The following is a 12,739-nucleotide window of genomic DNA, read 5'->3' as shown; positions in this document are numbered from 1 at the left end:
TGAATCCGGAGAGATTCATCGAGAGCTTTTTTTAATCGTTTTTTAGTTGTCTTTCAAATTCGTCTAAATGCGATAGAGTTTCTTCGTCGAGAGTTGGTTCCACCATATCTTTGTACTTTTTCAAGCTTTGAAGAATGCTTTCTGCAACAATTAATCTCGAAGTGGCTTTGTCGTCGGCAGGAACAATGTACCAAGGTGCAAAATCGTTCGATGTGCGATTAATTGCATCCTCGTAACATTCTTGATAGGCATCCCACGATTTGCGTTCGTTTAAATCATCTTTAGAAAATTTCCAGTTCTTATTTTTCTTACGAAGTCTTCTAAGCAATCTTCTCTTTTGTTCATCTTTCGATAGATGCAGGAAGAATTTTAAAATGATAGTACCACTTTCAGCAATATGCTCCTCGAAATTAACAATGCGTTCCATACGTTTGTGATAAAAAGCATCGTCTAAATCGTCTAGACCAGTTACCGAAGGAATATTTTCACCCAAAATATACTCGGGATGTACTCTGGTAACTAAAACATTTTCGTAATGAGTACGGTTAAAAACACAAATTTTTCCTCGCATAGGAAGAGCTACATAATGTCTCCACAAAAAATCATGTTTTAATTCGGCCGAGGTAGGCGCCTTAAAACTGTGCACAACTACGCCTCGAGCGTTTACGTCTTTAAAAACTTCCCTTACCAAACTATCCTTACCAGAGGTGTCCATACCTTGCAAACAAATAAGCATATTGTATTTGCCATGTGCATACATTGTATCCTGCAATTCGCTGATTTTTCTGCGAACCTGCTTTAGTTTTTCTTTCGCATCTTCAATTTCCTTGAAAGTAGTTGTTTGTGCTAAATTTATTTTCTTTGAGATTTTGTATTGATCGATATTCATAGGAAAGTTTATATTTAATTAAAAATAAGTAATTTTAGTGATTCAGAAAATTATTATTTATTCCAGATTCATTTGTGCACTGGCATTGTTTTAACCGTATTTTATCGAATCGTTATGGTTTTGATGATTGGTTGAAAATAGTAAACTTATGGCTCCAATATTATAAAATTTTTTGCTTACTATTTTAAAGATACAATTAATATTATTACGCTTTTGATATGATGAGATTTGTTAGAATATGTTTTGTTTTCTTCTTTCTGATAACGACTTACAAGTTCGCTAATGCACAATACTTTAGTGATGGACAAGATCCGGCTTCCATTAGATGGAAACAAATTAACACCAACGAATTTCAAATTATATTTCCTGCCGATTACGAAGAAAAGGCCAAATACATGGCCGCTATTTTTCAGGATTTACTTCAAAAAAGTGGAAAAGATCTCAATCATAAACCTAAGAAATTTTCAGTAGTTGTGCATACCCAAAGCGCTACAAGTAATGGCATGGTGGCTTGGGCACCCAAACGGGTGGAAATTTATAACACATCATCGCCCGATAATGATGCGCAACTATGGATCGATCAGGTGGTTATGCACGAATATCGCCACGTATTGCAACTCGATAAGTTAGAGCAGGGATTTACTCGTTTCTTGAACTATGTATTCGGACAGCAAGCCACGGCAGTGTCGGTGGGATTGTATTTACCTGCTTGGTTCTTAGAGGGAGATGCGGTTTGTTCCGAAACAGCATTAAGTGAATCGGGGCGTGGACGATTGCCATTTTTCGAGCAGGAATTAAGAGCTCAATTAGTAGAAAAAGGCAACTATTCTTACGATAAGGCCATTAATGGATCGTATCAGGATTATGCCACCGATCGTTACAAATTAGGTTATTATTTGGTAGGAAAGGGAAGAGTAAATTATGGCGATCTGCTGTGGAATAATACCTTAAATCAGGTGGCGAGAAATCCATTAGGAATTAGCCCTTTTAGCAAAGGACTCAATAAGGGAATGAAGGAGAATCGCGATGCCGTATTTAATTCATTATCCGAAAAGCAAAAAGAAATACTTGCAAAAGGTGTAAAAGTAGAGCCTATTAATTGGACAGAGGTAAAAGAGAAAAATACCCGAGCCGATGGCAAGCTAATGTTGTATTACGATACCATGAAACAATTGCAGTGGGAGTGGAGCGTTCAAGATGCAGAATTGAAGCTTACCAATTTTGAACCGCTGGCAAATCGCGAGAAAATATATACCAATAAGCGTTTTCCTCACCTCAACGAATCGGGCGAAGTAATTGTATTAAAAGAAGGCTTAGCCGATGCGGCTTATTTTGAATTAATCAGTAAAGAGGGGAAAGAAGAGAAAATTTTCGTGCCCGGATATGATTTTAATACAGGTTTCGATTATCAAAATGGCATGCTAATTTGGAGCGAACGAAAGGAGCATTTGCGTTGGGAAAAAGCCGATAAAAGTGTGTTGGTGATTTACGATACCAATACGAAACAAAGAAGTAGAATTAAGAATGATAATGCCTTATTTGCACCAGCTTTTTCGGACGATGGAAAGCAGATTGTGGCTGTTGAAACCGATAATGTTGGCGACAACAAACTGGTGATAATTAATAGAGAAACTAAGAAAGTGGTGCAGCGAATTTCTTTGGGGAAAGAAGAGTTTGCCTTATCTCCAAAATGGGATAGTAAGAACACGATTGTTTACATCTTATTAAATAGAAAGGGAAAACATTTGGTTTCCATCGATTTGAATTCCGAAAAAAGAACGTCTTTGTTTGCTTTTGGAAAAAACGAACTGTCGCAAATCGAGCTAAGCAAGTCGTATATCTTTTTCACAGCAAGTTTCACAGGAATCGATAATGTGTTTGCTTTTGATAAATCAAACAAAAAAATCTATCAGGTTACTTCGTCGAGGTTTGGAGCACGCGATGCGCATGTGAATGGAAATCAACTTTATTATTCCAATTACACATCCGATGGATATGTTCCGGTAAAAACTATCAGTCAAGCTGATAATTGGAAAGAATGGGATGGCAATTACACGGTATTCCCATTAGCGGAAAGTTTATCGGAGCAATTGGACGAAAAAATGGTTCCCGACACTACAAATTTGGATCGTTTTCAGGTAAAGAAGTACTCAAAATTGGCTCATTTGTTTAATTTTCATTCCTGGGCTCCCGCATTTATAGATGGATTGGAACAGGAATTCGATGTCGGAATTTCTGTGGCCTCGCAAAACAAACTAAGTACCTTGCTGACTACAGTTGGATATAAAAAAGAGGAAGGATATGAAAACGGACAGTTTTATGTGAATCTTTCCTATCAGGGAATGTTTCCTATCTTCGACTCGAAGCTAACGGTAGGGAAAAAGGAAACGCAGTTTGCAAGTCTTGCCGATCGAATTGCTCCGGTTCAAGTCGATACAATTTTAGTTCATCGTTCCCTAAATCAGTGGGAGTGGGAGAACAGTGTCAAATTTCCTTTTGATATTTCGAGTGGGAAATATTCTACGCGCATAACTCCCAAACTAACCTACAGTTTAATTAAGCTTGCCGATATGAAATACACAGCTCTTGCAACGACTCAAACAAATCCTCTGGGACTGGGAGAGTATGATTTTGGAGTGACCGATTTTACGCAAGAAATTATGGAGTATCAGCTTTTTGCTTATAATATTGCGAAATCAGCACCTCGCGATGTTCAATATCAATGGGCACAGGTGTTAGAGTTCAACTATCGTCATACTCCTTTTGGCGATTCTAAATTGGGTGAAACCTGGTCGACCGAAGGGCATCTATATTTTCCCGGATTGGTGAAGCATCATGGCATTAAATTGTATGGTGGCTACCAAAACCGTTCCAGTTACAATTCACGATTCTCTAATATGATTAAGAGTCCACGAGGGATGTCGGATATTTATGGGGAAGATATTATTACCACCGGACTTGATTATGCATTGCCATTGTTTTATCCGGATTGGAATATAGGACCATTGGCTTATTTTAAGCGGGTAAAGTTGAATGCTTTTGTGGATTTTGGCTATCAAAAAGGAAGGTTTATGGATAAGAATAATAATTTTAATAACTATAAGGATGACTACACTTCAGTGGGAGCGGAGTTAAGTACCGATTTACACCTACTTCGTTTTTCGGCACCTTTTAATTTGGGAATTCGGGTTGGTTATGAGGATCAAACAGAAAATATGTTTGCCGATTTCTTGATTTCTTTTAATTTGAGTTCTTTTTAAGATGGGAACGAAATTTTACTTAATAGCAAAGACTCTTCGTTATATAAGTCTTGTAATTTAGAAATTATAAGGCAAAGCTCGAGGCTGCTAAAAAAGTCTTTTAAATTACAAAAGCCATAAAAAGGAAGGTTTTCTTCTTTTTATGGCTTTTTGTTATTCATTAATATCGAGATGCTTATGTCTTTCAATAAACTAATATAATAGGAGAGAATTAGAGTTTTGGTTTCGATAAATTAATTTTTGTTACAGTTTCTTATTTAAACACCAATTTATTTTGATGTAATTTGGGATTAGTTCTTTTCTACTTATTGATAGTTGCTTTAATACGAGGATGGTAATTCTGAAATTTGTTATTCTCAGTCCTTAGACTATCACTTGTATTTTCATATGCAGTCTGTTATCAACTTAATTATTTGCTATTAGCGGTATTTATGCCCGATGAAAGCTCATTATTCGGGAAAATTATAGGTCATAAACGGTATCGAAATCTTAACGCATGCAAGAATGTAGTTCACGTAGCATTTATTGTGGTTTTTTGTAGTTCTATCAGAGTTCTTCTTATTCTGTAAGGTTTTCAATTTTTAACTGGGAATGATAATAATATAAATGAATTTTAATATTTAGATAGTAATATTTGTTCAAGTGTTACTTAACAAATATATGAAGTTTAATTTTAATTAAACATCCTGTCAAACAAGTAGTTATGATTATAGGTGTATAATTTTTAATGTTGATACACAATACAATAGAGTACAATACGTTTTTTTTTGTAAATAGATGATTTAACATTTTTTTAGAATATTAAATCAGTCTTCAAGCACTTTTAAATGAAAATATTGTAAAATATAGCTCAACTGAAGCAAGTAGTATCAGCCTAACTGAAATATTTGCAGTTCGAATATCTATTTCTGATCGAACAGTAAGAATGCATGTGCTTTTATGAAATCGAATGCAGTGTTTGTTTAATGAATCATTTGTAGTAAACACTAAGTATTATATAGATAAAATAAGAGGCAGTTTTAATTTGCTAACATTCTGTTTTTCTGTGAAATAAATATGTCATATATAATAATTGATATGTTTATATAATAGTCTCTATCTAATTAAAAATTAGATTATAGTGAAAAACTTTCGTAGTATTGTAATTCCAATAGTTGGAACTCGTTTTAAATAGATGTTAATGTGTATTAACTCAATTTTAAAGCGAATTAATATTAACTTAAAAAATAAAGCAAATGAAGAATTTATTAACAAGAAACATTGTAAACCTATTACTAGGTTTATTTGTAATTAGCACAATTGTGAGTTGTGAAAAGGATGATTTACAGGACAAAGACAGTATTGAGATTCCAGCTCGAACTGCCGATGCGGAATCAGGTAATTTAAAGGCCTCAATTTCTCCTGCAAGTGGTTCCACTTTAACATCAAGTTCTGTAACTTTTTCTTGGAATCATCCAGGTGGTTATTATTGGATTGATTTAGGAACAACTGCTGGAGGTGATGATATTTTTACAAATTCGAATTATTTTCAGACAAAAAAATATACTGTTGATAATTTACCAAGTAATGGTGTTGTCTATCTTCGTTTATGGTATTACTACAATTATCGTTGGGCGTATAATGATTATACATACACCATGAACGTGGGGGGAGCATCAAACGAAATTACTCCAGCAAATGGTTCTACTTTATCAGAAAGTTCAGTTTTGTTTAGTTGGACTCATGCTGCAGATTCTTACCGCCTATATGTTGGAACTACTGCAGGTCAAGAGGATATTTACAGTAGTGGTAATATCTCTGCAAAAAGTCATACAATTAAAAACATTCCTCAAAGTGGAACGGTATATGTGCGACTTTGGTTAAATATCAATAATAGTTGGAGCGAAAAGTATGACTACACTTACACTGCGCAAACAGGGAGTAGTACTGGAACTAAAGACTTTATCCTGACAGCTGTTAATGATGGTTTGGACCAGTCTGATATGGATGATTTTGCAAGTGGATTGACTCGTTTAAATTACACTCAGGTACTTAAGAATGTAAATGTATCTACAAGTCAACTTAAAGACTATATGGGTAGAAGTATTAAGACATTATACCATACAGGTCATGGAAATTCAGGCTATATTGCTACTTCTGATAATGGATTAAGTGTTAGTAGTTTAACTTCTGTTTCGGTAGAAAATCTTATTGTTGCAACTTGTTTAACAATGAAAGACAAAGCTTGGAAAAATAAATTTTCAGGTAGAACTGAAAACATTATGGGGTATACTAACTATTCGTATGACAATATCGATAATGAAGTTGCTAAGGACTTTACAGCTAAGTTGGGTAATGGAAAGACTTACTTACAGGCTTGGTATGAATCAAACAATACTCAAAGTAATCTTAGTGACAGATGGTGTTGTTATTCCCGTTCAGGAAGTAATATTATAGAGTATTCTGCAGTATCAGGCAATTCTCCAAAAACAGGTAGTAGCTTTTATTCTTTAGCGAATGGTAAAGTGTTGGTTTCGAATGCAATTAGTAAAATTACTAAAAGCTCAAGTTTACCAGTTAATTATACCTATAGTGCTTCTACAGATCAAATGGTTTCAGAGGTGTCGAAAGAATTTGGTGAATTAGAAGGCTGTAGTATTTCTCAACAAAATGCGGTAGAAAAAGCTCAGAACTGGGTTTCTTCTCAAAGTGGATTCAGTCAAGTAGAATTTGATGAAGTAGTTCGTTTATCTGCAGACGAAGCGGTAATTGGATATCAAGTACGTTTTAAACGAGTTGTTAATTCACTGTCAGTGAGAGGTAATGAGCTAACAGATTACATATCTTTATTAGTTACAGATAATAACATTGCCACTACTCAATATCATTGGTCAACAATTACAAAATCATCAGTAAAAAGTGCTGTTAATGTTTTAAGTGCAAATGAAGCAATAAATGTAGCTGCAGATGCAATGGCTTCTTCTTACAAAGGTGATGTATTGAAAATTACACAAGTGGAAGAATGTTTGGGTTATAAATTAAATTCAGGTACCAGTTCTTTGGTTCCGGCATATGAATTTATTTCTGAAGATGGTTTAAGTATCGTTATTGATGCTGCCACTGGACATATTTTGTAAGTTATTGATACAGAATATTAAATATTGCTTCTTAAAAATGAATAATTGTATTTTTGAGGAGAGACTATTAGAGGTTCCCGTTATAAAGATGAGTTGAAATATTCGATAAATTCTTTTGAATCGGGTTAACTACAACTTAAATTAAAAAAGCAGTATAAGTAGATTCAATTTACTTTTTACTGCTTTTTTATTTAAGAATATTTTTAATTTTTCGAGCTAAGCACCAAACAAAAAACGGAGAATATCATTATGTGCTTATTTTAGAGTATTAAATAGGCGTATTGTCTTAGTTGTTTGATTGTTATGAGGGATTAAGATTTTAAAATTGTACCAAATACGTATGTAATACCGTATTTTATTGTCAGTAAAAAACTTAATACAAGCCTCTTGCACAAACTCTCTATTTGCCATTAATTAATACTTTATACATCTAGCCACAAGCGTTACTTTTTTTATTGCCAAATTACATTTTCTGCTTTCCACTTGTTTTTGGGCACGTCTTCGCCCGTAGGATATCCTACTGGGATAACGTTTAATGGGATATGTTTCTCTGGCAGGTTTAACTCCTTTTTCACCGCTTTTGTTCTGTCGTCGTAAGGGTAGGAGGCAGTCCATACGGCACCTAAGCCAATACTTTCAGCAGCAAGAAGTATATTCTCTGTGGCGGCAGCACAATCATGTACCCAATAGCCTTCATCTTTTAAATTTCCAGCCTTCTCCATATCGCCACACACCACAATGGCTACTTGTGTTTGAGACAACATCTTAGCATAAGGCAACTGTTCGCTCAGCGCATCAAGGGTTTCACGTTTGGTAACAACATAGAATACCCAAGGCTGTCGGTTAACGGCTGTCGGAGCGGCCATACCTGCTTTAAGCAAGGTTTCAATCTGTTCTTTTGAAACAGGCCGATTCGTAAAGTGGCGTACACTCTTGCGATTGTGGATTACCTCCAATGTTTCATTCTCATATCTCTCGCTATAATTAGCAACAAATGGTTCGCCATCAATATCTTTCAAAGCCTCGCCAGTTTTCGCTATTAAACGTCCGGTTTCATAATAATTCCCTCCTGCGTAAATCAGAGGGTTCAGTAATTTTTCATTTACATGACCTTCAGCATCTAAAATTGCCTCATCCGCTTTTACATCTATCACTTTCCCAATAAACTGTCGGTGCGAACCAAGATCGTGATATTCGGTAAGTTCACATTCTATTACAATAGGAAACTCTTTTACGAAAGGGGCATTTACAAACTCGCCTTTAACAGGAGTTAGTCCAGTCTCTTTAAATTTATCTACATCTTTTCCAGAAAAACGGCCTACATAATCTACATACTTAGCCAATTTAGAAGAGGGAATATTTACAGTGAACGATTTTGATTCCATCACATTACCATACGAATAGGTAGCCGGACGCATAGAAACCGATATGCTAAATGGATCTGAGTTGCACACACCTACCCACGCAGCAGTCATCATATTAGGTTTTCCTTCTTTATCATAGGTTCCTATTACCAAAGCGGGTTGGGGGTACAATTCTTTTCGAACGCCCAATGACTTTTTATTGAAGGGAAACCATGCAGAATCTAATACTGCCAACTGAGCGTTCTCTATTTTAACGGCTGGCGTTGTTTTGTGCTTGTTGGAACCGTTTTCTTTGGTGGTTAAAAGAATTGTAAGCACCAATACGGCAAGGGCAAGAACAAGGTTTAAAAATTTACTCTTTTGCATAAATTTATAGTTTTAAAAGTCAATATCTTTAGCTTTTTTATAGGATATAGTATCCATTAAACATCCTGTAGGACAGACCGAACACCAAGGCTTGTTAAAAAATAGTGATAGCAGAACCACTACTAAGCCAAAGAGGATAAGTCCGATGCCTGCTATTCGAAACGAGAAAAATGCAAAAGGCTCTAGGTAGGATAGTTCGGGAGTGAAACCTAATAGCAAAGCACCCGCAATAAGTGTTAGATACATCTCTTTTGCAGTTATCCCCTTTAGTGTTGTTGGTAAATTTCTTTTTTTGAACGGGGTGAAACGGTTTGTTAGCTCTTGCAAAGCTCCCATAGGGCAGAGGTAGTTGCAGTAAAGTTTGCGCTTGCCAATAAAAGAGATGCTTACTGCCAAAATAAATACCACGCTACTTTGCCAATTGGCTCGCCACACAAAACCATCCTGCAACCATCCGCTTAGCGATCTAACAGAGATTGCATTGTTAAGGATTAATCCCATAATAACCAAAACCAATAACAGATAAATAGTACGGTACTTTGCAGTTCCTTTTTTGAAAGCCATCACTAGCGATAGCACCATGATACTCAAAAATAGAATGTCCTTAACTCTTGTCCAAAGGCTACTTTCTTTAATAAGCGAAGCATCAGATCCCATTACTATTGATGCAGTATGCTTAACGCCGGCAATTACAGCCTTACTAGTAAGAGTAGCTCCCGAAACAACATCAACATCAAACTGCATCGCATCTTCGAGTTTTACTCCCTGCCACTTGCCAATAAAATCCTTACCATATATGGCTTCAATGTAATCACCGGTCTCCTTATTCGGCATTAAAATAATTTTGGTAATCGTCAAGCTATCATTAACACCTATTAATAGCGGAACGATACCACCGTAACCAAATTGTTGAGAGTAATCGGAGGAGAGAAGTGCTATTCCTATTTTATTTTTACCATAAATATCATAGGCACCATGTCCTTTTTCAGTATAATAGGAAGCGTTGGGGTAAATTTTTTGCAGATCTTCTATGCCTACAGTAACTTCCACCTCATTTTTCTGAAATATAAAATCTCTGCCGCCTCGGTAAGCTATTGCTATTAAAAGAATTACTATTAAAGAGTATTGGTATGCCGTTGCCTCGATTTGCCGTTTGTTCATTAATGTAATAGTATTTAATTCCTAAATTGAAGTTATTATGCAAGTTTTTAGTGAAATTGTAAATTTGCGACTGCTAATATAGATATTATCGAATAATATCTCTTTACAAGTGTTTGTTGAGTTTGTTTCCTGTTTTGTTCTAATTCCTTCTCAAAATATTGACCTTGGGATACGCAACAAATTTATTATATCATGTTTGGCAGTAACTGTCAGCAAATAAAAGATGGAGATTGCGATAGTGAAAACGTTTAGGCTACTATTTGATATTTTATGACAGGGGAGGCGGAGCAATTGCTTTACGGCGAAGCCTTCATGAACGCCAGAAATGTTGTGTTTGTGAATAAAGTCCAATTTTGAGAACGACCATTACACTTGAAAGGTTGAAGAAACGAGGTTATGAATCGATGCTCGACATTTACAAACAAATCACGCCTGTTAGACGTGTTTCTTTATTTGACTGCGTCGATTTTCAATTCCCATAACTTAATCCCGATCATTCGGGATCGTATACAGCCTTTCCCGATTTTTATCGGGAAGACCCGCTTGGTTTATGCGGCGCCTGCGAAGTATCTGGTGGTGTGAAAGGCAGAGCGGCGGTCAATAGACTGTCATCTGTCTACTCGACTAGTGGTAGTTAATACTTCTCTAGTTTTTGTATCATAAATAATTAATCCTTCTTCTTTGTCCCCTAATTGTTTAATCATTTCCCCGTTATCATTCCAAATCGTTGACTTTCCAGCACATTTGTATCCACCTGATTCTCCAATGAAATTAGCCATAAAAGTCACCATTTTATAATTTCTAGCAATGTCACTCAATTTTTTTAAGTCTGAATCTACACCGTTTACAGAATTCAAAACGCTTGCCATATATACAGTAGCATTATTTTCGGCTGCAAATTCATAATGTTCCTTATTTGATAACTCGTAGCATATAGCAGGTGCAACAATTTCAGTTTCACACTCAAGAACTATTGGATTAAATCTGGCTGTAAAAATTGACACTTCCGTTGGATATAAATACTGTTTCGAGTATGTTATTCTATCTTTCAAAGGTTGAAATATTATCATACTAATATTTAACTCATCCAAATTTCTTGTTGGTAATCCAACTCCAATAGCAATGTTATTTTCGTCGCTTAACTTTTGAAAACAATCTAGCCTCTTATCGTTTTGGTTAGTAGCAAGAGAGCTAGCTAATTCTGGTTCATATCCAGTCAAGGATAACTCAGGAAAAACAATCAAGGCTGTATGATGATTAATCCCTTTTTTTATCCAATCTATATGTATCTCAATATTTCTTTCAATATTTCCTTTTGCTGGTTCTAATTGTACTATTCCAATTTTCATTTTTGTATTTTATAAAGCAGTTGTCATTATTTTAATTGCCAATAACGTTCGGCGGTATGAATTGTTGGGGATTGCGGGCTACTTACCTGTCCAGTTACACCGAACTTGATGCGTGGTAGAATGTTTGAATAACCACATAAGCCCCAATGTTTTATGACCACGCATTGTGCGTTCGTTTTTTTTCATAAACTAAATTACTTCCCGAATTGATATAATTTCTCCTTCTTCTGATTTTGTTGACCAACGAACTTGCCAAATGTTGCCGTTTATTTTATCAAGAAGTAAGAAATTCCACATATTTTGTGTTGGATAGAGAGGGAACCTATTGTCGTCTATATTTTGTTTCTCAACGAGAGAAGAATTGTTTAAAGGCATAATCTTGTTTTTTTCAGGTTTTATATCCCAACTAACTTGCCATATTTTCCCATTTATTTGGTATTTTATTTAGAAATGTTCAAAATTTATTTAATCTCTTTTATTCTACCATGTATGTCATATGAAATACCTAAATTACCTACTCTTTCAACTCTATCGTGTATATCATATGAAATATCAGTAGAACCTATTTTATCTATTCGGTCATGTGTGTCATATGAAATATCAATTGAGCCTACTTCATCTACTCTATTGTGAATATCATATGAGATATCAGTAGAACCTATTTTGTCTATTCGTTCATATATGTCATATGTAATATCAATTGAGCCTACTTCATCAATTCTACCGTGAATATCATATGAGATATCAGTAGAACCTATTTTATCTATCCGGTCACGTATGTCATATGAAATATCTAAATTACCTACTCTATCAATTTTACCATTTATATCGTATGAAATATCATAAGAGCCAACTCTATCAATTCTATCATGTATGTCATATGAAATATCATAAGAACCCATTCTAACAACTCTACCACGTATGTCATAAGAATACTCTCCTGATTCTATGTTTTCGATTCCCTGATGGGTACTCCTTGAGCTTGATGAATTTTCTTGAATACTTCTACATTCATTAACAGTCTGGATTATGTTGATAACATTTTTACTATCTATATAATTTGGCGATATGATATTTAAAACGTCTCCTTGAGTAGAGAGAACAACAGATTTAACTATTAGGCATACTTTGCCATGTCTTGTTGTGACTTCTACTTTACTATTTTGAGCTGAAAGTTGGATTGAAGTCATTAGAATAATAAAAAATAAAATAGTTTTATACATATTTCTTTCTT

General features: G+C 35.1%; 7 protein-coding genes. 2 read left to right on the top strand and 5 right to left on the bottom strand.

The window, feature by feature from the left end:
- Positions 1-31 precede the first annotated feature (31 nt).
- The gene (locus tag BZG02_RS06060) at positions 32-889 is read right to left on the bottom strand and encodes a PPK2 family polyphosphate kinase (protein WP_101260520.1); all 858 of its coding nucleotides are present in this window, start codon (positions 887-889) and stop codon (positions 32-34) included.
- Positions 890-1,107: 218 nt separating this feature from the next.
- Here BZG02_RS06060 and BZG02_RS06055 point away from each other — a divergent pair, with 218 nt between their 5' ends.
- Together BZG02_RS06055 and BZG02_RS06050 are read left to right on the top strand one after the other, a co-directional pair.
- Positions 1,108-4,149 (top strand): hypothetical protein, encoded by a 3,042-nt coding sequence (locus BZG02_RS06055; protein ID WP_101260519.1) that lies wholly within the window; start codon positions 1,108-1,110, stop codon positions 4,147-4,149.
- Positions 4,150-5,384: 1,235 nt separating this feature from the next.
- Positions 5,385-7,265, top strand: a complete 1,881-nt coding sequence (locus BZG02_RS06050) for a hypothetical protein (RefSeq protein WP_101260518.1) — start codon at positions 5,385-5,387, stop codon at positions 7,263-7,265.
- Between the two features lie 452 nt (positions 7,266-7,717).
- Here the strand turns inward: BZG02_RS06050 and BZG02_RS20985 are convergent, their stop codons facing one another.
- The 4 genes from BZG02_RS20985 to BZG02_RS06025 all read right to left on the bottom strand — a co-directional run bounded on the left by BZG02_RS20985 (position 7,718) and on the right by BZG02_RS06025 (position 12,728).
- The gene (locus tag BZG02_RS20985; protein ID WP_218972154.1) at positions 7,718-8,995 is read right to left on the bottom strand and encodes a flavin reductase; all 1,278 of its coding nucleotides are present in this window, start codon (positions 8,993-8,995) and stop codon (positions 7,718-7,720) included.
- Positions 8,996-9,007: 12 nt separating this feature from the next.
- Complete coding sequence (locus tag BZG02_RS06040; RefSeq protein WP_101260517.1) at positions 9,008-10,156, bottom strand: FMN-binding protein; 1,149 nt, start codon at positions 10,154-10,156, stop codon at positions 9,008-9,010.
- Positions 10,157-10,764: 608 nt separating this feature from the next.
- Entirely contained in the window at positions 10,765-11,505 is a 741-nt protein-coding gene (locus BZG02_RS06035; protein WP_101260516.1) for a carbon-nitrogen hydrolase family protein, read from the bottom strand.
- A gap of 461 nt (positions 11,506-11,966) precedes the next feature.
- Complete coding sequence (locus tag BZG02_RS06025) at positions 11,967-12,728, bottom strand: hypothetical protein (protein ID WP_101260514.1); 762 nt, start codon at positions 12,726-12,728, stop codon at positions 11,967-11,969.
- Between the last annotated feature and the right edge of the window lie 11 nt (positions 12,729-12,739).

It is taken from the genome of Labilibaculum filiforme (assembly GCF_002843315.1).
In the GTDB taxonomy this organism is placed as follows: domain Bacteria; phylum Bacteroidota; class Bacteroidia; order Bacteroidales; family Marinifilaceae; genus Labilibaculum; species Labilibaculum filiforme.
The sequence above is the reverse complement of the archived record's forward strand: the minus strand, read 5'-3'. Positions and strand labels throughout refer to the sequence as shown.

What these genes read in the sequence shown, in the direction of transcription:
- BZG02_RS06055 (WP_101260519.1), top strand. Translation starts at nt 1,108, where the DNA reads ATGATGAGATTTGTTAGAATATGTTTTGTTTTCTTCTTTCTGATAACG.
- BZG02_RS06040 (WP_101260517.1), bottom strand. Translation starts at nt 10,156, where the DNA reads ATGAACAAACGGCAAATCGAGGCAACGGCATACCAATACTCTTTAATA.
- BZG02_RS06060 (WP_101260520.1), bottom strand. Translation starts at nt 889, where the DNA reads ATGAATATCGATCAATACAAAATCTCAAAGAAAATAAATTTAGCACAA.
- BZG02_RS20985 (WP_218972154.1), bottom strand. Translation starts at nt 8,995, where the DNA reads ATGCAAAAGAGTAAATTTTTAAACCTTGTTCTTGCCCTTGCCGTATTG.
- BZG02_RS06050 (WP_101260518.1), top strand. Translation starts at nt 5,385, where the DNA reads ATGAAGAATTTATTAACAAGAAACATTGTAAACCTATTACTAGGTTTA.
- BZG02_RS06025 (WP_101260514.1), bottom strand. Translation starts at nt 12,728, where the DNA reads ATGTATAAAACTATTTTATTTTTTATTATTCTAATGACTTCAATCCAA.
- BZG02_RS06035 (WP_101260516.1), bottom strand. Translation starts at nt 11,505, where the DNA reads ATGAAAATTGGAATAGTACAATTAGAACCAGCAAAAGGAAATATTGAA.